The organism is Streptomyces sp. NPDC092296 (assembly GCF_044755465.1).
Taxonomy (GTDB): Bacteria; Actinomycetota; Actinomycetes; order Streptomycetales; family Streptomycetaceae; genus Peterkaempfera.
In genome coordinates, this window is record NZ_JBIVRB010000002.1 from 499,676 (window position 1) to 524,070 (window position 24,395).

The 24,395-nt window shown below is 74.6% G+C and carries 20 protein-coding genes; 16 read left to right on the plus strand and 4 right to left on the minus strand.

The genetic code is table 11. The annotated features are described in order from the left end of the window. Positions 1 to 93: 93 nt before the first annotated feature. From ACIQGZ_RS09815 to ACIQGZ_RS09825, 3 genes are all read right to left on the minus strand, one after another. Positions 94 to 966, minus strand: a complete 873-nt coding sequence (locus ACIQGZ_RS09815; RefSeq protein WP_402600541.1) for a 3-hydroxybutyryl-CoA dehydrogenase — start codon at positions 964 to 966, stop codon at positions 94 to 96. Positions 967 to 1,097: 131 nt separating this feature from the next. After that, complete coding sequence (locus tag ACIQGZ_RS09820; RefSeq protein ID WP_402600542.1) at positions 1,098 to 1,361, minus strand: DUF2630 family protein; 264 nt, start codon at positions 1,359 to 1,361, stop codon at positions 1,098 to 1,100. Then, a complete protein-coding gene (locus ACIQGZ_RS09825; protein WP_402600544.1) occupies positions 1,358 to 2,305 on the minus strand; it encodes a hypothetical protein in 948 nt (315 codons plus the stop codon). Before ACIQGZ_RS09825 ends, ACIQGZ_RS09820 begins: the two co-directional genes overlap by 4 nt. 129 nt (positions 2,306 to 2,434) lie before the next feature. Between ACIQGZ_RS09825 and argC the strand changes: the two genes are divergently transcribed. From argC to ACIQGZ_RS09885, 12 genes are all read left to right on the plus strand, one after another. Further along, positions 2,435 to 3,463 (plus strand): N-acetyl-gamma-glutamyl-phosphate reductase, encoded by a 1,029-nt coding sequence (argC, locus tag ACIQGZ_RS09830; RefSeq protein ID WP_402600545.1) that lies wholly within the window; start codon positions 2,435 to 2,437, stop codon positions 3,461 to 3,463. Then, positions 3,460 to 4,641, plus strand: a complete 1,182-nt coding sequence (gene argJ, locus ACIQGZ_RS09835) for a bifunctional glutamate N-acetyltransferase/amino-acid acetyltransferase ArgJ (RefSeq protein WP_402600547.1) — start codon at positions 3,460 to 3,462, stop codon at positions 4,639 to 4,641. The genes argC and argJ overlap by 4 nt, the downstream gene beginning before the upstream one ends. A gap of 47 nt (positions 4,642 to 4,688) precedes the next feature. Next, on the plus strand, positions 4,689 to 5,651 hold the full coding sequence (gene argB, locus ACIQGZ_RS09840) for an acetylglutamate kinase (protein WP_402600549.1): 963 nt from the start codon (positions 4,689 to 4,691) through the stop codon (positions 5,649 to 5,651). Further along, positions 5,648 to 6,850 carry an acetylornithine transaminase gene (locus ACIQGZ_RS09845; protein WP_402600551.1) on the plus strand — a complete coding sequence of 401 codons (1,203 nt, stop codon included), beginning with the start codon at positions 5,648 to 5,650 and terminating at the stop codon, positions 6,848 to 6,850. Before argB ends, ACIQGZ_RS09845 begins: the two co-directional genes overlap by 4 nt. An 18-nt stretch (positions 6,851 to 6,868) precedes the next feature. After that, positions 6,869 to 7,414: an arginine repressor gene (locus ACIQGZ_RS09850; RefSeq protein WP_402600553.1), complete on the plus strand. Its 546-nt coding sequence runs from the start codon at positions 6,869 to 6,871 to the stop codon at positions 7,412 to 7,414. A gap of 176 nt (positions 7,415 to 7,590) precedes the next feature. Further along, on the plus strand, positions 7,591 to 8,787 hold the full coding sequence (locus ACIQGZ_RS09855; protein ID WP_402600554.1) for an argininosuccinate synthase: 1,197 nt from the start codon (positions 7,591 to 7,593) through the stop codon (positions 8,785 to 8,787). A 119-nt stretch (positions 8,788 to 8,906) separates the two neighbouring features. Continuing rightward, positions 8,907 to 10,349, plus strand: coding sequence for an argininosuccinate lyase (argH, locus tag ACIQGZ_RS09860; RefSeq protein ID WP_402600555.1), 1,443 nt, complete (start codon positions 8,907 to 8,909; stop codon positions 10,347 to 10,349). 571 nt (positions 10,350 to 10,920) lie between these two features. Then, a complete protein-coding gene (locus ACIQGZ_RS09865) occupies positions 10,921 to 11,448 on the plus strand; it encodes a GNAT family N-acetyltransferase (protein WP_402600556.1) in 528 nt (175 codons plus the stop codon). Between the two features lie 136 nt (positions 11,449 to 11,584). After that, positions 11,585 to 12,244, plus strand: a complete 660-nt coding sequence (locus ACIQGZ_RS09870; protein WP_402600558.1) for an HAD-IA family hydrolase — start codon at positions 11,585 to 11,587, stop codon at positions 12,242 to 12,244. Between the two features lie 430 nt (positions 12,245 to 12,674). After that, positions 12,675 to 13,718: a methionine ABC transporter ATP-binding protein gene (locus ACIQGZ_RS09875; RefSeq protein ID WP_402600560.1), complete on the plus strand. Its 1,044-nt coding sequence runs from the start codon at positions 12,675 to 12,677 to the stop codon at positions 13,716 to 13,718. Next, the gene (locus ACIQGZ_RS09880) at positions 13,715 to 14,521 is read left to right on the plus strand and encodes a methionine ABC transporter permease (protein ID WP_402600561.1); all 807 of its coding nucleotides are present in this window, start codon (positions 13,715 to 13,717) and stop codon (positions 14,519 to 14,521) included. The genes ACIQGZ_RS09875 and ACIQGZ_RS09880 overlap by 4 nt, the downstream gene beginning before the upstream one ends. A gap of 66 nt (positions 14,522 to 14,587) precedes the next feature. After that, positions 14,588 to 15,424 carry a MetQ/NlpA family ABC transporter substrate-binding protein gene (locus tag ACIQGZ_RS09885; RefSeq protein WP_402600562.1) on the plus strand — a complete coding sequence of 279 codons (837 nt, stop codon included), beginning with the start codon at positions 14,588 to 14,590 and terminating at the stop codon, positions 15,422 to 15,424. A 56-nt stretch (positions 15,425 to 15,480) separates the two neighbouring features. Here ACIQGZ_RS09885 and ACIQGZ_RS09890 read toward each other — a convergent pair whose 3' ends face one another. Beyond that, on the minus strand, positions 15,481 to 16,248 hold the full coding sequence (locus ACIQGZ_RS09890; RefSeq protein WP_402600564.1) for a class I SAM-dependent methyltransferase: 768 nt from the start codon (positions 16,246 to 16,248) through the stop codon (positions 15,481 to 15,483). 297 nt (positions 16,249 to 16,545) lie between these two features. Between ACIQGZ_RS09890 and ACIQGZ_RS09895 the strand changes: the two genes are divergently transcribed. The 4 genes from ACIQGZ_RS09895 (at position 16,546) to cobA (ending at position 24,388) form a co-directional block, all read left to right on the plus strand. Continuing rightward, the gene (locus tag ACIQGZ_RS09895) at positions 16,546 to 17,172 is read left to right on the plus strand and encodes a GNAT family N-acetyltransferase (RefSeq protein WP_402600566.1); all 627 of its coding nucleotides are present in this window, start codon (positions 16,546 to 16,548) and stop codon (positions 17,170 to 17,172) included. A 224-nt stretch (positions 17,173 to 17,396) separates the two neighbouring features. Next, on the plus strand, positions 17,397 to 18,695 hold the full coding sequence (cbiE, locus tag ACIQGZ_RS09900; protein ID WP_402600568.1) for a precorrin-6y C5,15-methyltransferase (decarboxylating) subunit CbiE: 1,299 nt from the start codon (positions 17,397 to 17,399) through the stop codon (positions 18,693 to 18,695). Positions 18,696 to 19,202: 507 nt separating this feature from the next. Continuing rightward, positions 19,203 to 22,943 carry a nicotinate-nucleotide--dimethylbenzimidazole phosphoribosyltransferase gene (gene cobT, locus ACIQGZ_RS09905; RefSeq protein ID WP_402600570.1) on the plus strand — a complete coding sequence of 1,247 codons (3,741 nt, stop codon included), beginning with the start codon at positions 19,203 to 19,205 and terminating at the stop codon, positions 22,941 to 22,943. A 212-nt stretch (positions 22,944 to 23,155) separates the two neighbouring features. After that, entirely contained in the window at positions 23,156 to 24,388 is a 1,233-nt protein-coding gene (cobA, locus tag ACIQGZ_RS09910; RefSeq protein ID WP_402600572.1) for a uroporphyrinogen-III C-methyltransferase, read from the plus strand. Positions 24,389 to 24,395 lie beyond the last annotated feature (7 nt).

Sequence of the window (24,395 nt, forward strand, 5' to 3'; positions counted from 1 at the left end):
CGCCGACCGGCCCCGCGCCGACCGGTCCCGCGCCGACCGGTCCCGCGCCAGCCGGTCCCGAAGCCGAGGGACCGGCCGACGCGGCCGGAGCCGTCAGCGCGCGGTGGCGGTGTAGTCGTAGAAGCCGCGGCCGGACTTGCGGCCCAGCAGGCCCGCGTCGACCATCCGGAGCAGCAGCGGGGGAGCGGCGTACAGCTGCTCCTTGTACTCGTGGTACATCGAGTCCGCGATCGAGGCGATGGTGTCCAGCCCGATCAGGTCGCACAGGCGCAGCGGCCCCATCGGGTGGGCGCAGCCGGCCTCCATGCCCTTGTCGATGTCCTCGGCGGTGGCCACGCCGGACTCGAACATCCGCACGGCGGAGAGCAGGTACGGCACCAGCAGCGCGTTGACCACGAAGCCGGCCCGGTCGCGGGCCCGGATCGGCTCCTTGTGCAGCACCTCCACCGCGAACGCCTCGGCGCGGGCCACCGTCTCCGGCGAGGTGGTCAGGGCCGGGATGACCTCGACCAGCCGCTGTACCGGTGCCGGGTTGAAGAAGTGCAGCCCGAGCACCTGCTCCGGGCGGGAGGTGGTCGCGGCGAGCTTGACGATCGGGATGGAGGAGGTGTTGGACGCCAGGATCGCGTCCGGCCGCGTCACCACCTGGTCCAGGGTCCGGAAGATCGCCACCTTGACGTCCTCGCGCTCGGCCACCGCCTCCACCACCAGGTCGCGGTCGGCGAAGTCGGCCAGTTCGGTGGTGAAGGCGATCCGGGAGAGCGCCGCGTCGCGCTGCTCCTCGGCCAGCTTGCCGCGCTTGACGGCAGTGTCCAGCGAGTTGGCCAGCCGGGCGCGGCCCAGTTCCAGCGCCTCGCCGCTCGCCTCGGAGACCAGTACGTCCAGGCCGGCCCGTGCGAAGACCTCCGCGATGCCCGACCCCATGAGGCCGCAGCCCACCACCCCGACGCGTCCGATGCCGCTCACACGCTTGCCTTTCGTTGTGTCCGGTTGGCACAGCGCGGGGGCAGGGTATGCCGGGCCCGCGCTGCCGTGCCGACGTTACCGGTCCGGTCGGTCCGGCTCACGGCGGGGCCTGCGGCGGGTGGCGCGGCGGATCAGGACAGGTAGTCCTCCACCTCGGTGGCGGGCCGCACCCGGGCCTGCCCCGGGTCCTCGTCGAACTCCTCCTTGGCCCGGCGCTGGCGCAGCAGGTCCCAGCAGCGGTCGAGTTCGGTCTCCAGCGCGGTGAGCTGCGCGCGGGCGATGTCGCCGTCCACGCGGCCCTGCGCGATCTGGGCCCGGAGCTCCTTCTCCGCGGCGACCATGTCACCGATCCGGGTGAACAGCTGCTCGTTTCCGGTGGGTGGTTGGGCTGTCATCGCTCGCCTCCCTGGTCCTCTTGCCACTGTAGGACGGGTTGCCCCTGCAAGTCGGGCTGCCCCTGCAAGACGGGCTGCCACCGTAAGTCGGGCTGCCCCTGCAAGGCGGGCCGCTCCCGGAGGCCGGGTCCGCCGGGCGCGCGGTGCCCCGGGGCGAGGAGCGGCGGGGAGGCGGCGTCGGGCGGCGCGGGGAAGTCGGAGACGGCCAGCTCGACCAGCTCCTCGCAGCCGGCCCGCCCGCACTCGCAGCAGAACGGGTACACCGTCGTGCCGGTGTCCGGGGGCGCCCAGGGCCGGACGAAGAACGCCAGGTGCTGCGAGACGACGGCCCGGTTGCCGTACCGCAGCAGCCGCCGCCGCTCGGCCGCGCCCCCGGCGACCGGGCCCGCGGCCAGCGCGGCGGCGAACAGCTCCTCGACCTCGGCCGCCGTCTCCCGTACGCCGCGCCGCCCGTCGACGGTCAGCACCCGGCCCCCGTGCTCCCGCACCTGCTCCTCGATCTCCCGCAGCAGCCGCCGGTACAGCGCGGCCGCGCCGCGCGACAGCCCCCGCTCGGCCAGCCGGGCGCGCTGCACCTGCGGTGACGGCAGCAGCCACAGCGAGCGGTCGCCGGTCCCGGCGATCTGGGGGGTGACGGGTGTGCCCTCCGCGACGACCAGCGGTGCGGCGGGCAGGGCGCGCACATCGTCGCGGATCATCGGGCCGCGCTCATGGTGCAGGGACATCGCCAGCAGCTCCTCGGACGGCACCGCCCAGCGCTCCGCGCGCGACAGCCGCTCCCAGCGGACGGCGGGCGGGCAGCCGGCGGCGAGGGCCCGGTCCCGGTGCTCCCAGGTGTGGGCGTCCGCGCTGTACCAGCGCAGGCCCCACCGCCGGGCGAGCAGCCGGGCCACGGTCGTCTTCCCCGCGCCGGGCGGCCCCCCGATCCACAGCACCGGCGGCATCGCCCACCACCCCTCTCCGCCACCCGGACCCGGCGGGGACCAGCGTCCCCGGTGCGGGCGGCACGGGGACATCTTGCATGGATTTTCTATACTGCGTATATTCATGCTCAGTCGTAGGAGGGATCACCCATGGCATTCCGGGCTGCCGTCGCCGGTGCGAGCGGATATGCGGGCGGCGAGGTACTGCGCCTGCTCCTCGGCCACCCAGAGATCGAGATCGGGGCGCTCACCGGCGGTTCCAACGCCGGGACGGCGCTCGGCGTCCTCCAACCCCATCTGCTGCCGCTGGCGGACCGGGTCCTGGAAGCCACTACCCCGGAAGCGCTCGCCGGACACGACATCGTCTTCCTGGGCCTGCCGCACGGCCAGTCCGCCGCCGTCGCGGAGGCGCTGGGCGACGAGGTGCTGGTGATCGACTGCGGCGCCGACTTCCGGCTGAAGAACCCCGCCGACTGGGAGCGGTTCTACGGCTCCCCGCACGCCGGGACCTGGCCCTACGGCCTGCCCGAGCTGCCCGGCCACCGCGACGCGCTCAAGGGCGGCAAGCGGATCGCCGTCCCCGGCTGCTACCCGACGGCCGTCTCGCTGGCCCTCTTCCCCGCGTACGCGGCGGGGCTGGCCGAGCCCGAGGCCGTGGTGGTCGCCGCCTCCGGCACCTCCGGCGCGGGCAAGGCGCCCAAGCCGCACCTGCTGGGCAGCGAGGTGATGGGCTCGATGAGCCCGTATGGCGTCGGCGGCGTCCACCGGCACACCCCCGAGATGGCGCAGAACCTCAGCCCGGTGGCCGGGCAGGACGTGCTGGTCTCCTTCACCCCGACCCTGGCCCCGATGTCCCGGGGCATCCTCGCCACCTGCACCGCCAAGGCACGGCCGGGGGTGACCGCCGCCGGGGTGCGCGCCGCGTATGCCGAAGCGCTGGCCGGTGAGCCCTTCGTCCACCTGCTGCCCGAGGGGCAGTGGCCGAGCACCGCCGCCGTGTACGGCTCCAACGCCGCCCTGATCCAGGTCGCGCTGGACGAGACGGCCGGGCGGATCGTCGCCATCAGCGCCATCGACAACCTGGCCAAGGGCACGGCGGGCGGCGCGATCCAGAGCATGAACATCGCCCTCGGCCTGCCCGAGACGCTCGGCCTGCCCCTGATCGGAGTCGCCCCGTGACCGCCACCCCCACCCCGGCCGCCGGCCAGGGCGTCACGGCGGCCCGTGGCTTCCGCGCGGCGGGCGTCACCGCCGGCATCAAGCAGTCCGGCACCCCTGACCTGGCCCTGGTCGTCAACGACGGCCCCTCGCTCGCCGCCGCCGGCGTCTTCACCGGCAACCGGGTCAAGGCCGCGCCGGTGCTCTGGTCCGAGCAGGTGCTCAAGGGCGGCCTGGTCTCCGCCGTGGTGCTCAACTCCGGCGGCGCCAACGCCTGCACCGGCCCGCTGGGCTTCCAGGACACCCACGCCACCGCCGAGCGGGCCGCCGAGGCCCTGGGCCTCAACGCCGGCGAGATCGCCGTCTGCTCCACCGGCCTGATCGGTGAGCGGCTGCCGATGGCCAAGCTGCTGCCCGGCGTCGACCAGGCCGCCAAGGCGCTCGATGCCGACGGCGGCGAGGCGGCCGCCGTCGCCATCAAGACCACCGACACCGTCCACAAGACCGCCGCCGTGACGGTCGACGGCTGGACGGTGGGCGGCATGGCCAAGGGCGCGGGCATGCTCGCCCCCGGCCTCGCCACCATGCTGGTCGTCCTCACCACCGACGCGGCGGTCGACTCCGCCGGGCTGGACGCCGCGCTGCGCGCCGCCACCCGTACCACCTTCGACCGGATCGACTCCGACGGCTGCATGTCCACCAATGACACCGTGCTGCTGCTGGCCTCCGGCGCCTCCGGCACCGCTCCCGACCCGGCGGCCTTCGCGGAGGCCGTCCGCGCGGTCAGCGCCGATCTGGCCCGGCAGCTGATCGGGGACGCCGAGGGCGCGAGCAAGGACATCCGGATCGACGTCACCGGCGCCGCCACCGAGGAGGACGCCGTCCAGGTCGCCCGCACGGTGGCCCGCAACAATCTGCTCAAGTGCGCGATCCACGGCGAGGACCCCAACTGGGGCCGGGTGCTCTCCGCCATCGGTACCACTTCGGCCGTCTTCGACCCCGATGAGCTGGATGTCGCCATCAACGGTGTACTGGTATGCCGGGCCGGGCAGACCGGCGAGGACCGCAACCTGGTCGACATGTCGGCGCGCGAGGTTGTGATCAGCGCCGATCTGCACGCCGGCAGCGCCACCGCCACCGTATGGACCAATGACCTGACCGCCGACTACGTCCACGAGAACAGCGCGTACAGCACATGAGCATCGCAACCGGCAAGCCGTCAGCAGCAGCGACCCACGGGAGCCCCGTGAACACCGAGCCGGCCTCAGCCCAGGCCCGCAATCACACCGCCCTGCCCAAGGCCCGTACGCTCATCGAAGCCCTGCCGTGGCTGGAGCGCTTCCACGGCAAGACCGTCGTCATCAAGTTCGGCGGGAACGCCATGGTCGACGAGGCGCTCCAGCGCGCCTTCGCCCAGGACGTCGTCTTCCTGCGCTACGCGGGCATCAGGCCCGTCGTGGTGCACGGCGGCGGCCCGCAGATCAACGCCCACCTCGACCGGCTGGGCCTGGAATCCTCCTTCACCGCCGGCCTGCGGGTCACCACCGCCGAGACCATGGACGTGGTCCGGATGGTGCTCGCCGGCCAGGTGCAGCGCAATCTGGTCGGCCTGCTCAACGAGCACGGGCCGTTCGCGGTCGGCATGACCGGGGAGGACGCCCACACCCTCACCGCCGTCAAGCGCTACGCCGAGGTCGACGGCGAGCAGGTCGACATCGGCCTGGTCGGGGACATCGTCAAGGTCGAGCCCGGCACCGTCCAGGCGCTGATCGACAACGGCCGCATCCCGGTGATCTCCTCCATAGCCCGCAGCGACGACGGCGCCGTTTACAACATCAACGCCGACCTCGCCGCCGCCGCGCTGGCCTCCGCGCTGGGGGCCGAGATGCTGGTGGTGCTCACCGACGTCGAGGGTCTGTACGCCGACTGGCCGGCCAGCGACGACGTGATCAGCAGGCTCACCACCAGCGAGCTGGAGGAGCTGCTGCCCACCCTGGCCAGCGGCATGGTGCCCAAGATGGAGGGCTGCCTGCGGGCGGTCCGCGAGGGCGTCGGCACCGCCCGGGTGCTGGACGGCCGCGTCCAGCACTCCCTGCTGCTGGAGATCTTCACCGATGAGGGGATCGGCACCATGGTGGTGCCCGACCCCGTGTCCGATGCCACCGCAACAACTGGCGCCACCACGACCACTGACGGGGGTCAGTCATGAGCAGCAACGCGGAACTCACCGGCCGCTGGCAGCAGAGCCTGATGGACAACTACGGCACCCCCCGGCTGCCGCTGGTCAGCGGCGAGGGCGCGCACTTCACCGACGCCGACGGCACGGTCTACCGCGACTTCATCGGCGGCATCGCGGTCAATGCGCTGGGCACCGCCCACCCGGCCGTGGTCGAGGCGGTCAGCCGGCAGATCGCCACCATCGGGCATGTCTCCAACCTCTTCATCGCGGAGCCCCCGGTCCGGCTCGCGGAGCGGCTGCTGGAACTGCTGGGCCGCCCCGGCCGGGTCTTCTTCTCCAACTCCGGCGCCGAGGCCGTCGAGTGCGCCTTCAAGATCGGCCGCCGGACCGGGCGCACCCACCTGGTCGCCACCGAGGGCGGCTTCCACGGCCGCACCATGGGCGCCCTGGCGCTGACCGGCCAGCCCGCCAAGCAGGACCCGTTCCGGCCGCTGCCCGGCGACGTCACCCATGTCCCGTACGGGGACGTCGAGGCGCTGCGGGAGGCCGTCAGCACCGACACCGCTGCCGTCTTCATCGAGCCGATCCAGGGCGAGAACGGCGTGATCCCGGCCCCCGACGGCTACCTCGCCGCCGCCCGTGAGATCACCCGCGCCACCGGCACCCTGCTGGTGCTGGACGAGGTGCAGACCGGCATCGGCCGCACCGGCCACTGGTTCGCGCACCAGGCGCTCGGCGTCGAGCCGGACGTCATCACCCTGGCCAAGGGCCTCGGCGGCGGCCTGCCGATCGGCGCCACCGTGGCCTTCGGCGACACCGGCGACCTGCTGACGCCCGGCCAGCACGGCACCACCTTCGGCGGCAACCCGGTGGCCTGCGCGGCGGCCCTCGCCGTACTGGACACCATCGAGGCGGACGGGCTGCTGGAGCACGTCAAGCGGCTCGGTGAGCGGCTGCGGCAGGGGATCGAGGCGCTGGGCGACCCCCTGGTCGCCCGGGTCCGCGGCGCCGGGCTGCTGCTCGGTATCGTGCTGACCGAGCCGGTCGCCGCCCGGGTGCAGGAGGCCGCCCAGCAGGCGGGCTTCCTGGTCAACGCCTGCGTCCCCGACACGGTCCGGCTCGCGCCGCCGCTGGTGGTCACCGAGCAGGACGTGGACGCCCTGCTGGCAGCTCTGCCCGGGGTGCTGGCGAGCGTGCGGGATGCTGTCCCCAGCGATCGACGACCGTAGGCAGGAGAGCCGCCCCTCATGACCGATGTCCACCGCGCCCAGGCCGGGCAGCCGACGCCGCAGGTCCCGCAGACCCGCACGGCCCGGCACCGGCGGATCGTGGACCTGCTGACCCGCCAGCCGGTGCGTTCGCAGAGCCAGCTGGCCAAGCTGCTCGCCGACGACGGGCTGGTGGTGACCCAGGCCACCCTCTCCCGCGACCTGGACGAGCTGGGCGCGGTCAAGATCCGGAACAAGGACGGCGCGCTGATCTACGCGGTCCCGGCGGAGGGCGGCGACCGTACTCCCCGGGCACCGCTGGGGGAGTCCGCCACCGAGGGGCGGATGGCGCGGCTGGCAGGGGAGCTGATGGTCTCCGCGACCGCGTCCGGCAATCTGGTGGTGCTGCGCACCCCGCCGGGCGCGGCGCAGTTCCTGGCCTCGGCCATCGACCAGGCGGAGGTGTTCGAGATCATCGGCACCATCGCCGGGGATGACACCGTGCTGCTGATCAGCCGCGACCCGCAGGGCGGCCAGGAGTTGGCCGACCACCTGATGCAGCTGGCCCAGTCGAAGAGTGCCTGAGTCGCGCAGCTGAGCCCCGCCCCCGACCGCCCGTGGAGACCCGCTCTCCACGGGCGGTCGCGCGTCCCAGCTGCTCGGCTTTGAATTCCATACGGACTCATGCATACTTATGCCTAGCACCGCATGGAGTGCCCCGCACCCACTGTGGCCCCGCACCCACTGTGAAGGAGAAAGCCGTGACCGAGCGCGTCGTACTCGCCTACTCGGGCGGTCTGGACACGTCCGTCTGCATCGGCTGGATCGCCGAGGAGACCGGCGCCGAGGTCATCGCGGTCGCCGTGGACGTCGGCCAGGGCGGCGAGGACCTCGACGTCATCCGCAAGCGGGCGCTGGCCTGCGGTGCGGTGGAGGCCGAGGTCGCCGACGCCCGCGACGAGTTCGCCGACGAGTACTGCCTGCCCGCCATCAAGGCCAACGCGCTGTACATGGACCGCTATCCGCTGGTCTCGGCGCTCTCCCGGCCGGTGATCGTCAAGCACCTGGTCGCCGCCGCCCACAAGCACGGCGCCGGCATCGTCGCCCACGGCTGCACCGGCAAGGGCAACGACCAGGTCCGCTTCGAGGCGGGCATCTCCTCGCTGGCCCCCGACCTGAAGTGCATCGCCCCGGTCCGGGACTACGCGATGACCCGGGACAAGGCCATCGCCTTCGCGGAGGCCAAGAACCTCCCGATCGCCACCTCCAAGAAGTCCCCGTACTCCATCGACCAGAACGTCTTCGGCCGCGCCGTGGAGACCGGCTTCCTGGAGGACATCTGGAACGCCCCGATCGAGGACATCTACGAGTACACCCAGAACCCCGCCGAGCCCCGTGAGGCCGACGAGGTCGTCATCACCTTCAAGCAGGGCGTCCCGGTCGCCATCGACGGCAAGCCGGTCACCGTGCTCCAGGCGATCGAGCAGCTCAACCAGCGGGCCGGCGCCCAGGGCATCGGCCGACTCGACATCGTCGAGGACCGGCTGGTCGGCATCAAGTCCCGCGAGGTGTACGAGGCCCCGGGCGCGATCGCGCTGATCACCGCTCACCAGGAGCTGGAGAACGTCACCGTCGAGCGGGAGCTGTCCCGGTACAAGAAGGGCGTCGACCAGCGCTGGGGCGAGCTGGTCTACGACGGCATGTGGTTCTCGCCGCTCAAGCGGGCGCTGGAGGGCTTTGTCGAGGAGGCCAACCAGCATGTCTCCGGCGACGTCCGGATGACCCTGCACGGCGGCCGCGCGGTGGTCACCGGCCGGCGAAGCGAGGAGTCGCTGTACGACTTCAACCTGGCCACGTACGACACCGGCGACACCTTCGACCAGTCGCTCTCCAAGGGCTTCATCGAGATCTTCGGCATGTCGTCCAAGATCGCGGCCAAGCGCGACCTGCGGGCCTGACCGCACCGGTGTGACCAGCAGTGCCGATAGCAGTACCGGAGTGACCAAGTAGTGCAGGGCCCCGGCCGTCCCCAGGACTCCGGGGCCCTCGATCGCCACAGCACCCCAAGGAGTACCAGGTGTCGCACGACCCGACCTCGACCGCCGCCGGTGACGTGCGCCTGTGGGGCGGCCGATTCGCGGACGGCCCCGCCGAGGCGCTGGCCCGGCTGTCCGCCTCCGTGCACTTCGACTGGCGGCTGGCGCCGTACGACATCGCGGGCTCCCGCGCCCACGCCCGGGTGCTGCACAAGGCGGGGCTGCTCAGCGACGACGAGCTGACCCGGATGCTGGACGGCCTGGACCGGCTGCTGGCCGACGTCGAGTCGGGCTCCTTCACCGGCACGGTGGCCGACGAGGACGTGCACACCGCGCTGGAGCGCGGCCTGCTGGAGCGGCTCGGCCCCGACCTGGGCGGCAAGCTGCGGGCCGGCCGGTCGCGCAACGACCAGGTCGCCACCCTCTTCCGGATGTACCTGCGCGACCACGCCCGGACCATCGGCGGCCTGCTGCTGGACCTCCAGCAGGCCCTGGTCGGCCTGGCCGAGGCCCACCCGGACACCGCCATGCCCGGCCGCACCCACCTCCAGCACGCCCAGCCGGTGCTCTTCGCCCACCATGTGCTGGCCCATGTCCAGGCGCTCTCCCGGGACGCCGAGCGGCTGCGCCAGTGGGACACCCGGACGGCGGTCTCCCCGTACGGCTCCGGTGCGCTGGCCGGCTCCTCGCTCGGGCTGGACCCGGAGGCGGTCGCCGCCGACCTGGGCTTCGAGGGCGGCTCGGCCGGCAACTCCATCGACGGCACGGCCGCCCGGGACTTCGTGGCGGAGTTCGCCTTCGTCACCGCGATGATCGGCGTCAACCTCTCCCGGATCTCGGAGGAGGTGATCATCTGGAACACCAAGGAGTTCGGCTTCATCACGCTGCACGACGCCTTCTCCACCGGCTCCTCGATCATGCCGCAGAAGAAGAACCCCGACATCGCGGAGCTGGCGCGCGGCAAGTCCGGTCGGCTGATCGGCAACCTCACCGGGCTGCTCGCCACCCTCAAGGGCCTGCCGCTGGCGTACAACCGCGACCTCCAGGAGGACAAGGAGCCGGTCTTCGACTCCTGCGACACCCTGGAGGTGCTGCTGCCCGCCTTCACCGGCATGATCGCCACCCTCACCGTGCACCGGGAGCGGCTGGAGGAGCTGGCCCCGGCCGGCTTCTCGCTGGCCACCGACATCGCGGAGTGGCTGGTCAAGCAGGGCGTGCCCTTCCGGGTGGCGCACGAGGTGGCCGGCGAGTGCGTCAAGGTCTGCGAGCAGCGGGGCATCGAGCTGGCCGACCTCAGCGACGAGCAGTTCGCCGCCATCTCCGCGCACCTCACTCCCGAGGTCCGCTCGGTCCTCACCGTGCACGGCTCGCTGGCCTCCCGCGACGGCCGGGGCGGCACCGCTCCGGCGGCGGTCGCCCGGCAGCTCGCGGAGGTCAAGGCCGACCTGGCGGTCCAGCAGGAGTGGGCGGACGCCAAGCGCTGACCCGCGCCCGCAGGGGCGGTCCGGCAACCGCCGGGCCGCCCCTGCGGCGTACCGGGGGCGGCCGTACGGGCAGACCCCGCGCGCACCCGGAGCCGCCGCGCCGATCGGCTGGGTCTGCTGACGCTGCGTGAGGTTCCGGCGACCCGTGGTCCGGTGCGGACGGAGCCCCCGGCGGTGCTGCCGCTCCGCCCCGCCGCCGCGCGGTGGCATCGGCCGGGACCGGTTCCGCCGCCTCGTCCGGCCGGGTCGGCTGCTCTGCCCGGCCCCGAGCGGCGGCGCGCCGGGAGAGTGATCTTCGCCACGTGGGGGTCCGTCAGGTTGCAAACGTCCGACGGCGGGGTAGTGCCTGGGCGAACGCATCTCTTGACGAACCCGCGCCCGCCCGGATACTGAGCGTGAGCGCGGTCCGTCCTCCTCCGATCCGGCGACCACCGGGCCATGGGAGCGGTACGTTCGCGCCCCACCCCCGGCCGGGAGCGATCCCCGGCACGGGTCCACCTCCGGTCAGGGCCGCCCGCGCGCTCCCCCCATCCCTCGGCGCCGGGCACACACGAAGGGGAGGCATGCGCCCATGGGCATGAGCGTGATCATCTCGGACGCCGGCGAGGACGACGCCGAGCAGATCCTGAAACTCCAGTACCTCTGCTTCCAGAGCGAGGCGGCACTCTACGGGGACTGGACCATCGAGCCGCTGACGCAGACTCTGCAGAGCCTGCGCCAGGAGCTCACCGAGCAGTGCGCACTGGTCGCCCGGCTCGGCGGCGAGGTGGTCGGCTCGGTACGCGGCTGGGTGGACGACGCGGGCGTGGCCCGGATCGGCCGGCTGGCCGTCCACCCGCGCATGCAGGGCCACGGCCTCGGCGGCCGCCTGCTGACCGGCATCGAGCAGCGGTTGGCCGCCACCGGCCGGGTCCGGGTGTACCGGCTGTTCACCGGGCACCGCAGCCTGGGCAACCAGCGGCTCTACCGGCGCCTGGGCTACCAGGAGACCGGCGTGGTGGAGGTGGACCGCCGGCTCAGCATGGTCACCCTGGAGAAGTCCGCGCTCCCCGAGGACCTCCCCTCCCCAGCCGCGCCGACCCTGGCGGCCAGCGCCTGAACCCAGCCGCGCCCGCCCAGCCGCGCCCGCCCAGTCGCGCCCGCCCCGCCGCACCAGGCCGGGCGGGCGCGGCTGTGGGCGGTCTCACGGTCCGGGGCCCGGCCGCCGTCCGGAGCCCCGGGTAGAGTCGAAGATCATGGACATCACCGCAGACGCCCTGCTCTTCGACATGGACGGCACCCTGGTCGACTCCACCCCCGCCGTACAGCGCTGCTGGCTGGCCTGGATGGCCGAGTACGGGCTGACCGCTGCGGACTTCGCCAGGATCTTCACCCATGGCCGCCCGGCGGTGGAGATCATCCGGGATGTGCTCTCCCCGGAGCAGCTGGCCGGTCAGGGGCTGGCGACCGCGCTGCGCCGGATCGAGGAGATCGAGATCGCGGACACCGAGGGCACCGTCGCGCTGCCCGGTGCCCAGGCGCTGCTGGAGTCGCTGCCGGCCGGCCGCTGGGCCGTGGTCACCTCGGCCACCCGGGCGCTGGCGGAGGTCCGGCTGAAGGTCGCCGGGCTGGCGGCGCCGCTGCTGGTCACCGCCGACGACATCACCCGGGGCAAGCCCGACCCCGAGCCGTTCCTGCTGGGCGCCACGCTGCTGGGCGCCGACCCGGCCCGCTGCGTGGCCGTCGAGGACGCCCCGGCCGGGCTGGCCGCCGCCCGCGCCGCCGGGATGCGGAGCATCGCGGTCACCACCACCCACCGGCGCGCCGAGCTGGCTGCCGACGTGGTGGTCGACGGCCTGCGCCAGGTCTCGGCGGCACCGGTACCGGACGGCCTGCGCGTCCGGGTGACCGGCTGACGGACGGTTTTCGTCCGCAATGCGGACGGTCGGGGCCGGAATTTGGGCGCCGTCGCGCCGGTCTGATTTACTTACCGCATGACTGAGACGGCGAACCGCACCCCCACCGGCACCCTGCCGGCAGGTGGTTGTGCCATGTGTCGCCGAATGCGCGTCTGCTGAGGGTCCCCGTACCAGCCTCGCGCCCCGAAGCGAGACCCCCGCGCGCTGCCGCTGCGGCCCGCGCTCTGCCCCCCTGCTGACCCGCACCCAGTCCTCGTCCCGCGCCCCGGGCCCCGGCCGCGCCACGCGCAGCCGCCCGCCGTCGCTGAGGCACGCCCGCACGGCACCCCCGGCCGGTTCGACGCGCCCGCGCGCACCCGGCCCGGAACCGCACACCGCCGACGCGCGGCGGCCTGCCGCCCCGCGCCCCGACCCACGGATGCCCCCTGTGATCACCACCGCAGACCTGACCAAGGTCTACCGCGTACGAGGCCGCGACGTCGTCGCCCTCGACGGCGTCGACCTGCACGTCCGAGAGGGCGAGGTGTACGGCGTCGTCGGCACCAGCGGCGCGGGCAAGAGCACCCTGATCCGCTGCGTGAACATGCTGGAGCGCCCCACCTCCGGCACCGTCACCGTCGACGGGCAGGAGCTCACCCGGCTGGCCGGGCGCGGCCCCCGGGCCGGCCGCGAACTGCGGGCCGCCCGGCGCCGCATCGGCATGGTCTTCCAGCACTTCAACCTGCTCGCCTCGCGCACCGTACGGGAGAACGTCGAACTGCCGCTGGAGATCATCGGCCTGGACCGCACCGACCGCCGCCGCAAGGCCGCCGAACTGCTCGACCTGGTCGGCCTCACCGACAAGGCCGCCGCCTACCCCGCCCAGCTCTCCGGTGGGCAGAAGCAGCGCGTCGGCATCGCCCGCGCGCTGGCGGGCGACCCCAAGGTGCTGCTCTCCGACGAGGCCACCTCGGCGCTCGACCCGGAGACCACCCGCTCGATCCTGGCGCTGCTGCGCGACCTGGGCCGGGAGCTGGGCCTGACCGTACTGCTGATCACCCATGAGATGGACGTGATCAAGTCGGTCTGCGACTCGGCCGCGCTGATGCGGCACGGCAAGGTGGTGGAGTCCGGCCGCCTCAGCGACCTGCTCGCCACCCCCGGCTCCGAACTGGCCCGCGAGCTGTTCCCGCTCGGCGACCTGCCCACCGGCGGCAGCCCGGCGGCCACCGTGCTGGAGATCACCTTCCAGGGCGACACCGCCGCCCAGCCGTTCATCTCCCAGCTGGCCCGCACCTACCACGTGGACCTCAACATCCTCGGCGCGGCCGTGGAGACCATCGGCGGCCGCCAGGTCGGCCGGATGCGGGTCGAGCTGCCCGGCAGCTTCGAGGACAACGTCGTCCCCGTCGGCTATCTGCGCGAGCAGGGCCTCCAGGTGGACGTAGCGGAGCGGCCCGCCACCGGGCCGCGTACGGAGGAGGCAGCATGACCTGGGACGACATGCAGCCGCTGCTCCAGACGGCCACCCGCGAGACGCTCTACATGGTCGGTGTCGCCGCGCTGGTCACCCTGCTGGTCGGCCTGCCGGTCGGCGTGCTGCTGGTCCTCACCGACCGGGGCGGGCTGCTGGCCAACCGCCCGGTCAACAAGGCCGTCGGCGCGGTGGTGAACATCGGCCGCTCGCTGCCGTTCATCATCCTGATGGTGGCGATCATCCCCTTCACCCGCTGGGTGGCCGGGACCACCCTCGGCTGGCAGGCCGCCACCGTGCCGCTGGCGGTCGGCGCCGTCCCGTTCTTCGCCCGGCTGGTGGAGGCCTCGGTCCGCGAGGTGGACCCCGGGCTGGTCGAGGCGGTCCAGGCGATGGGCGGCTCCACCTGGACGGTGGTCCGCAAGGCGCTGCTGCCCGAGGCACTGGCCTCGCTGGTGGCCGGCCTCACCACCACCGTGATCGCCCTGGTCGGCTACTCCGCGATGGCCGGTACGGTCGGCGGCGGCGGCCTGGGCACCCTCGCCGTCAACTACGGCTACATGCGCTTCGAGACCGGCTTCATGGTCGTGATCGTGATCGAGCTGGTCATCCTGGTCACCCTCGTCCAACTGGTCGGCGACGTCGCCGTACGCCGGCTCTCGCACCGAGGCTCCGGCCCGGTCCGACTGCTGCGCCGCCGCCGTGCCGCAGCAGCCCCGCAGTCCACTCCCACCGGCGGGGAGGCGCCCGACCCCGGGCCCGCCGCCACCGGCGCGGACGGCGACCCCGCCGCCGCGCGGCCGGCATCCTCCCCGCGTTAGCACCCCCCGCCCACCGGCCCGCGAACCGGGCCACCGGGCATCCCCATATGGAGAAAGGCACTCTTCGTGCGCAACGCCATCAAGCTCACCACCAGCATCATCGCCGCGGCCGGTCTCTCCCTCGGCCTGGCCGCCTGCGGCAGCGACTCATCGTCGTCCGACTCCGCGACCGGCACGGACAAGCCGCTGGTCGTCGTCGCCAGTCCCACCCCGCACGCCCGCATCCTCGACTACATCAAGGACCACCTGGCCGCCAAGGCGGGCCTGAAGCTGCAAATCAAGCAGGTCACCGACTATGTCACGCCGAACACCGCCGTGCAGGACGGCTCGGCCGACGCCAACTTCTTCCAGCACCAGCCCTACCTGGACGACTTCAACAAGCAGCGCGGCACCGACCTGGTCTCGGTGGAGACCGTCCACCTGGAGCCGCTGGGCGTCTACTCCAAGAAGGTCAAGCAGCTCACCGACCTGCCGGACGGCGCCACCGTCGCCGTCCCCAACGACGCCACCAACGAGGCACGGGCGCTGAAGCTGCTCGCGGACAACGGCCTGATCACCCTCAAGGACGGCGCCGGCACCGCCGCCACCGTGCACGACGTCACCGGCAACCCCAAGCACCTCAAGTGGAAGGAGCTCGAAGCCGCCCAGCTGCCGCGCTCCCTCGACGACGTGGGCGCCGCCGTGATCAACGGCAACTACGCGCTGGACGCCGGGCTCAAGCCCACCAGCGACGCCCTCGCGGTGGAGAAGGCCATCGGCAACCCCTACGCCAATGTGCTGGTGGTCAAGCAGGGCCACCAGAGCGACCCCCGGGTGCAGAAGCTCGCCGAGCTGCTGCACTCCGACGAGGTCCGCAGCTACATCGAGGACACCTTCAAGGGCTCCGTCATCCCGGCGTTCTGACCGCCGCGCCCACCGGGCCCGGCCCCCCGCGCGGGGGGGCCGGGCCCGGTGGGCCGTCAGACCCGATGGGTCCAGTACAGGTCGGTGATGTACGGCAGCTCGATGCGCTCGCCGTCCCTGGTCTGCGGATGGGCCCGCAGCACCGCGTCCACCTCGGCCCGCACCCGCTGCTGCCCGGCCGGGTCCAGCGCCGCGATGATGCTGCTGGACGCCATCCGCTCCAGCACGCCCTCCCGGGTCACCGGATGCGGGTTCGGCAGGTGCCGCTCCTGGATGGCGGACCAGCAGGGCCGCCGCTCCAGCAGCCGCCGCCAGGCGCCGTCCAGATGGCTGGGCAGCCCCTCCGGCGCCCGGCCGAAGTAGATCTGCTGGAAGTCGCGCACCCAGGGCACCGAGGTGTCGAAGGTGTTCCACACCAGGGCCAGCGCCCCACCCGGCCGCAGCACCCGCTCCACCTCGGCCAGCGCCTCGTCCGGCCGGAACCAGTGCCAGGACTGCGCCGCCACCACCACGTCCGCCGAGCCGTCCGGCAGCCCGGTGGCCTCGGCCGTGCCGTCGCCCACCTCCACCCCGGGCAGCAGCTCCGCCAGCCGCCCGCGCATCGCCGCCACCGGCTCCAGCGCGATCACCCGGGCCCCGGTCAGCGCCAGCAGCCGGGTGAACTTGCCGGTACCCGCCCCCAGATCCACCACCGTACGACCGCGCTCCAAGCGCACCGCGTCGGCCAGCTCGCGGATCACCGGCATCGGATAGGACGGCCGGGACCGCTCGTAGGTGTCCGCCGCCCGCTGGTACCCGACCCCTGCCGCCTGGTGAACCGTCACGCCCCCTGACGCTATCAGCCGCAGGTGGACGACGTGCGAACGACGTGCGGCGCCCGTACGGCACCCGTACGGCGCCCGGATGGCAGCCGATCACCGCCCCCGCCGCGTCCCCGGCCGTCCCAAGCCGCTGCGCGCGCCGCGCCGATGCTGCATGCTGCTGTCTCCGCCGTTCGCGCACCGCCCCGCGGTGCCGGCGGCCCCGCTCATAAAGCATGATCACCGAGGTCACCGCCGCCGGGCAGCCCACCGGCAGGCGGGGCGTACCGTGTGTGCACCACCCGGCGAGGAGAGACGGCCATGGCACCCACCTTCCCCGAGACCGCGATCAGCACCGAACGGCTGCTGCTGCGCCCCTTCGAGGAGGAGGACGTCCCCGCCCTGGTGGAGATGGTCAACGACGAGCTGGTCCGCTGCTGGACCGCCGTACCGCAGCCCTACACCGAGCGGCACGCCCGCGAGTGGGTGCACACCCGCGCCCCCGGCGACCGGGCCGAGGGCCGGGGCATCGCCTTCGCCGTCACCGAGAACCTCACCCAGCGGCTGGTCGGCCTCGTCCAGCTGCACCGCACCCACTGGCGGCTGCGCTCCACCGAGGCGACCCTGATCACCGCCGCCTGGGCGCGTGGCGAGGGCTACGCGCCCGAGGCGCTGCTCGCCGTCGCCCAGTGGCTCTTCGAGGACCAGGGCTTCGAGCGGCTGGAGCTGCGCACCGCCGCCGGCAACACCGCCGCCCAGCAGGTCGCCCAGAAGACCGGCGGCATCAGCGAGGGCGTGCTGCGCAGCGCCTGGATAGTGCGCGGCGGCGAACCGGGCGGCGGCGACGGCGAGACGCGCACCGATCTGATCGTCTGGAGCCTGCTCCCGGAGGATCTGGAGCTCCCCCGCCGCCCCGCCGTCGACGACCGCTACGCGAGCTGGGTCTGACGCACGGCTGATCGATACCGGTACGCTCCTCGCGGGCGGACGCCCGGCCCCGCCGCCCGTGGCGGCCCGGCCGCGCACCACCCGTACCACCGGGCAAGGGGGCCCCGGTACTCCGGCACCTCGTACGGCTGCGCGCCGGGACGGTACGCGGGGCACGGCACATCGGGCACGGCGCATCGGTGGGCACGGCACATCGGTTACGGACAGCGAGGAGAGCGGCCGGAATGGCTGACCGGGTCACGGTCATCGGGTGGGACGGCACTCCGCTCACCGAAGCGGCACGCGCGGCGCTCGGCGCCGCCACCCTGGTGGCGGGGGCCCCGTACCAGCTCAACGCGCTCCCACTGCCGCGCGCCGCCGAGCGGATGGCGCTGGGCAGCGTCGAACTCGCCGCCCGCCGGATCGCCGACCACCGGGGGGCGGCCGTGGTCGTCGCCGAGGGCGACCCGGGCTTCTTCGGGGTGGTGCGCACCCTGCGCCGCCCGGAGTTCGGTCTGGAGCTGGAGGTGCTGCCCGCCGTCTCCTCGGTCGCCGCCGCCTTCGCCAGGGCCGGCATGCCCTGGGACGACGCCCAGGTGGTCAGCGCCCACGGGCGGCGGCTGCGCCGGGCGGCCAACGTCTGCCGGGCCAACCCCAAGGTCGCCGTCCTCACCGCCCCCGGCGCGGGCCCCACCGAACTCGCCCTGATGCTCCGCGATGTGCACCGCACCTTCGTGGTCTGCGAGGCCCTGGGCACCCCGGACGAGGAGATCAGCGTGCTGACCTCCGAGCGGGTGCCTGACCACGTCTGGCGCGACCCCAATGTGGTCCTGGTGGTGGGCGGCCACACCCGGGGCGGCACCGAGGCCGCCGGCTGGATCGCCGGGCACCCGCTCGACTACCCCGGCCCGGTGCGCGGCTGGGCACTGCCCGCCGAGGCGTACGCGGCCGGCGACCGCCCGCTCGGCGTGACCGGCGCCGCCCCCGAACCGGCCGACCAGGCCAGGTCCGGCGGCGCGGGGGCCGGTGCGCTGCCGCCCGAGGCCCGCGCCCTGGCGCTGGCCCGGTTGGGGCCGCGCCCCGGTGACCTGCTCTGGTCGGTCGGCGCGGGCAGCGGCTCGCTGGCGGTGGAGGCGGCGCGCTTCGGCGCCGCCGTGGTCGCCGTCGACCCGGACGCCGGGGCCTGCGGGCAGGTCGCGGTCAACGCCCGCCGCTACGGCGTGGAGATCGGGGTGGTGCACGGCAACCCGCCGGAGGTGCTGGGCGAACTGCCCGAACCCGACCTGGTGGCCGTCGAGCACAGCGGTGCCGAGGTGCTCGCCGCCTGCCTGGCCCGGCGGCCGGAGCGGGTGGTGGCGGCGCCGCGCACCCTGCCGGAGACGGTGGACTTCCGCCGGGCCTTCACGGCGGCCGGCTACCGGGTGTCCGGCACCCTGGTGCAGGCGTCCGCGCTGCTCCCGGCCAATGAGCAGTGGCCCGGCGGTGACGGCGCGCTGGCGGCCGCCGTCCCGGTCCTCCTGCTCTGGGGCGAGCGCTCCGGCTGAGAATCGTCGTACGGTGGCCGTCCATGATCCGGACGAACACGGGCGTACCAGTCGGGATGGGGCACCGCCCTGACCCGATGTCCTTGTCGGCCGGTAGTCTGACGTCCGGTTGTCTCCGCGGCGGTGCGGCGGCCAGGTACCGGCGACCCCGGAACCCGACCAAGACGTGGCGGAGCCCACACCGGGCGCGCGCGTGCAGGTGTGCCGTCGGACGGGCCGGGCGAGGAGAATGCCCTGTCGTCCGGGGGCGGTCGTGCCGGTTGCCCCGGGTCCGTCGTTGTTGTAGCGGCAGGTCGGTCGCCCGGCCGGTCGTCGGCGCAGCGGAGGACCGGACGGGAACAACGGCTGCCGCGCCTGTGCGGGAGCCTCCTGCGGCCTCCGGCCGCAGGGACCCCCATGCACGCGACGGGGCGGGTGCGCTTGCGGCCCGGCCCTGAGCGGTCGGGCGCCGCGGTCTGCGGATCGCGCGCCAAGGACGCCCACGCGGCCCTGGAAGGAGTTTCTGAGATGACCGATACCGGCCACGTCCCAGCCGAGGGACTGCCGGAGCGCCCGCTCGCCGAAGCAGGTCCCGACCCGGCGTACCCGGTCGGCGTACCAGCAGGGGCGGCAGGCGCCGGTTTCCGTCCCGATCCCTTCGGCCCGGAGGCCGTCCCCGGGCCGGACGCCGCACCGCGCCCCTCCTTCACCTTCCTCGACCAGCCGGACCAGCTGGACGAGGAGGAAGACGTGCTGCTGATGCCCGGCCCGCAGGGGTCCTGGAGCGAGGCCGCGCTGCGCGAGCCGGCCCCCGGCGAGGAGACCGCCGCCCTGCCCGAGCCGCCGCCGGTCGGCGCCCCGCCGGCGGCCGCCGCCGAGCAGACGCTGCCGCTGCGGCCGGTGGCGGCAGCGGAGCCGGCCGCCCCGCCCGTCGGTACGCCGATCGCGCCCTCCTGGCCGCCGCTCCCCCCGCCGGAGGTGGCCGGCCAGGCCGCCGCCGAGCCGCAGCAGTCGCCCGTACCGCAGCAGGCCGCCGCAGCGGAGGCCGCGCCGGGCCCGTTCACTGTCGCTCCGCCGGCCGAGCCGGCACCGGTCCAGGCCGCATCGGCGGCCCGGCGTCCGCTGCACGCCGGTCCGCCCATCCCTGACCCGTCGATGACGACCGGTCAGGTGCCGGTGCGCTCGCTGGCCGACCGAGGCCCCTCGTCGGGGGAGACGCAGGGGTACGGCATCCGGATGGTGCCCGTGCAGCAGACGGGCGCACCCGACCAGGCCACCCCCGAACCGGTCGCCGCGGCGGTGCCGCAGGCTCCGGCCCCGGCCGCCGAGCCGGTCGCGCCGGTCGCGGTCGAGCCGGTTGTGCAGGCCGTACCGGAGCCGGTCGCCGCCGCGCCGGTCGCGCCCGCGCCGGTCGCCGCCGAGCAGCCCGCGCCCGCGCCCGCGCCGGTCGTTGCTGAGCAGGTCGCTGCTGAGTCGGCCGCGCCCGAGCAGGCGACCACCGCCACCGAGCAGACCCCGGCCGCAGCCGTCCCGGTGGAAGCCGCAGCGGCTCCGGCGCCGGAGGCTCCGGTGGTCGAGACCTCGGTAGCTGAGCCCCCGACAGTCGAGCCCCCGGCGGCTGAAGCCCCGGTGGTCGAGGCGACGGCGGCGGAGCCCGCCGCCGAGCCGCAGCCCGCCGAGGTGACGGCCCCCGAGGTCGCCCCCGAGCCGGCGCCGGAAGCGGCCCCCGCCCCCGAGCCGGAGAGCATCCCGGTCGTCGGCGCGGAGCAGGGCGGAGCGCAGGCGGTGCTGATCCCGGCCCCCGCCCCGGCTCCGGGCGGCCCGCACAGCCGGATCGCGGCCTTCCTGGCCGTACCGTCGGCACCCCGCCTGGCGGAGCCCGAGCCCGTCGCGGCCCCGCAGCCGGTCGAGCAGCCCGCCCCGGCACCGGTGGCACCCGAGGCCCCGGCCGAGGCCGTCGCCGCCGCCGAAGCGCCCGCCCCGGAGGCCGTACCCGCCGAAGCGCCCGCCGAGCAGCCCGAGCAGCCCGAGCAGCCCGCCGAGGCCGTGCTGCCCGAGCCCGCCGCCCCCGCCGAGGAGCCGATAGAGGCGCCCGCCGCCGTACCGGACGAGCAGCCCGCCCCGGCCGCCGCCGAGCAGCAGCCCGAGGCCACCTCGGCCGCGCCCGCCCAGGACGCCGCCGAGCAGGCCGCCGCCGCCGAGGCGCCCGCCGCCGTGGAGCCCGCCCCCGAGCCGCAGCCCGCGGCTGCGGCCCCCGCGCCGCAGGCCGAGGAGCCCCAGCAGCCCGCCGTCCACCCGGTGGCCGCCGATGGCACCGCCGCCCCCGCCGAGCCGCAGGCCGCCGCCGAGGAGCCGACCCAGGCCGCCGCCGACCCCGCCCCCCAGCCGGAGCCCGAGCCCGAGGCCGAGGCCGAGCCCACCCCCGAGCCGCCAGCCGCCCCCCAGCCCGAGGCAGCACAGGCGCCCGAGCCCGACCCGGCGCCCGAGCCCGAGCCGGAACCCGCCCAGCCGCAGGGCCCCGCCGCCCCCGGCTACGACGAGGGCATGCGCGAGGCCGTCCACCGCGTGATGCGCGAACGCCGCGACATCCGCAACGGCTTCCGCCCCGACCCGATCCCGCACGAGGTGCTGATCCGGGTCCTGGAGGCCGCCCACACCGCCCCCAGCGTGGGTTACTCCCAGCCCTGGGACTTCGTGGTCATCCGCTCCGCCAAGACCCGCCGGCGGATGCACGAGCTGGCCGAGCGCCAGCGGGTCGCCTACGCGGCCTCGCTGCCCAAGGGCCGGGCCAAGCAGTTCAAGGAAATGAAGATCGAGGCCATCCTCGAGACCCCGGTCAACATCGTGGTCACCGCCGACCGCACCCGGGGGGGCCGCCACACCCTGGGCCGCCACACCCAGCCGCAGATGGCGCCCTACTCGGCCGCGCTCGCCGTGGAGAACCTGTGGCTCGCCGCCCGCGCCGAGGGCCTGGGCGTCGGCTGGGTCTCGTTCTTCGACGAGCAGGAGATGATCCGCGAGCTGGGCCTGCCCGAGCACCTCGACGTGGTGGCGTACCTCTGCGTCGGCTATGTCGACTCCTTCCCGGACGAGCCGGAGCTCCAGCAGGCCGGCTGGGCCAAGAAGCGCCCGCTGTCCTGGGTGGTGCACGAGGAGCAGTACGGCAACCGGGCGCTGCCCGGCGAGGAGCCGCACAGCGTCCTCGGCGAGACCCTGCGCGGCATCCGCCCGCTGGACGCCAAGGCGCTGGGCGAGGCGTGGGACCGGCAGAAGCGGATGACCAAGCCGGCCGGCTCGCTGGGCATGCTGGAGATAATCTCGGCGCAGTTGTGCGGCCTCTCGCGCAAGTGCCCGCCTCCCATCCCGGAGCCCGCCTGCGTCGCCATCTTCGCGGGCGACCACGGGGTGCACGCCCAGGGCGTCACCCCGTGGCCGCAGGAGGTCACCGCCCAGATGGTGGGCAACTTCCTGGCCGGGGGAGCGGTGGTCAACTCCTTCGCCGCCCAGGTCGGCGCGGAGGTCTGTGTGGTGGACGTCGGCGTGGCGGCCGACCTCCCGGCGCCCGTCCAGCAGGGCCGTACCACCGGCCTGCTGCCGCGCAAGGTCCGCGCCGGCACCGCAGACATGACCACCGGCCCGGCCATGAGCCGGGAGGAGGCGCTGCGCGCGCTGGAGACCGGCATCGAGATCGCCCGCGACCTGGTCGCGGCCGGCAACAAGGTGATCATCACCGGGGACATGGGCATCGCCAACACCACCCCGGCGGCCGCCCTGATCTCGGTCTTCACCGACACCGATCCGGCCGAGGTCACCGGCCGGGGCACCGGCATCGACGACGAGACCCACGCCCGCAAGGTCGACGTCATCCGCCGCGCCCTGGAGCTGCACCACCCCGACCCCACCGACCCGATCGGGGTGCTCGCCGCCGTCGGCGGACTGGAGCACGCGGCCATCGCCGGTCTGCTGCTGGGCGCCGCCTCGCTGCGCACCCCCGTCATCCTGGACGGTGTCATCGCCGGCGCCGCCGCGCTGGCCGCCAAGGCCATCGCCCCGGAGGTGCTCGCCGCCTGCATCGCCGGCCACCGCTCGGCCGAGCCCGGCCACAAGGCCGCGCTCGCCAAGCTCGGCCTGCGCCCGCTGGTCGACCTGGACCTGCGGCTGGGCGAGGGTACCGGTGCGCTGCTCGCCCTCCCGGTGGTGCAGTCCGCCGCCCGGACGATGCACGATGTAGCCACCTTCGACTCCGCCGGGGTCACCGAGAAGCACTGATCCGGCACCGTACGCACCGCTCCGCAGCCGGTCCGAGGGCGCACCGGCTGCGGAGCCGCATCCGGCCCCGCCCGACCCCGACACCCGGCCGACCCCGACACCCGGCCGACCCCGACACCCGGCCGGCCCCCCAGACCGGCCGGCCCCAGCCCCGTCCGGCCTCCGGACCCGCCCCCGCCCCACCGAGCCCGTCCCGCACAGGAGCCCCACCCATGGCCGCGCCCACCCACCGCCCCGCCGAGACCGAGACCCCCTACCCGGTCGGCCTGCGCCTCGCCGGCCGCCGCGTGGTCGTCGTCGGCGGCGGTCAGGTCGCCCAGCGCCGACTGCCCGCCCTGATCGCGGCCGGCGCCGACATCCAGCTGATCTCCCCCGCCACCACCCCCGCCGTGCAGGCGATGGCCGACGCGGGCGAGATCACCTGGCACGCCCGGGGCTACACCCCGGGCGACCTCGACGGCGCCTGGTATGCCCTGGTCGCCTCCGACGACGCCGCCGTCAACGCCGCCGTCAGCGCCGAGGCCGACCAGCGCCGGGTCTTCTGCGCCCGCAGCGACGACGCCGCCGCCGCCAGCGCCTGGACCCCCGCCACCGGCCGGGACGGCGCGGTCACCGTCGCCGTGCTCTCCGGCGACCCCCGCCGCTCGGCCGCCCTGCGCAACGCCGTGGTCGAGGGCCTGCGCGACGGCTCGCTCGGCGCCCGCCGCCACCGCGAGCGCACCCCCGGCGTCGCCCTGGTCGGCGGCGGCCCCGGCGACCCCGACCTGATCACCGTGCGCGGCCGCCGGCTGCTGGCCCAGGCCGATGTGGTGGTCGCGGACCGCCTCGCCCCCCGGGAGCTGCTGGCCGAGCTGCCCCCGGACGTCGAGGTGATCGACGCCTCCAAGATCCCTTACGGCCGGGCGATGGCCCAGGAGGTCATCAACCGCACGCTGGTGGAGCAGGCCGGGGCCGGGAAGTTCGTGGTCCGGCTCAAGGGCGGCGACCCGTACGTCTTCGGCCGTGGCATGGAGGAGGTCATCGCCTGCACCGAGGCGGGCATCCCGGTCACCGTGGTGCCGGGCATCTCCAGCTCCATCAGCGTCCCCGCCGCCGCCGGCATCCCGGTCACCCACCGCGGGGTCACCCATGAGTTCACCGTGATCTCCGGCCATGTCGCCCCGGCCGACCCCCGCTCGCTGGTCGACTGGGAGGCCGCCGCCCGGATGCGCGGCACCCTGGTGCTGCTGATGGCCGTCGAGCGGATCGCGGAGATCGCCGCCACCCTGATCGCCCACGGCCGCGCCGCCGACACCCCCGTCGCCGTGATCCAGGAGGGCACCACCGCCGCCCAGCGCCGGGTCGACGCCACCCTCGCCACCGTCGCCGCGACCGTCGCCGCCGAGAACGTCCGGCCGCCCGCCGTGGTCGTCGTCGGCGCGGTGGTCCCGGTCTTCCAGGGCTGACCGGCGG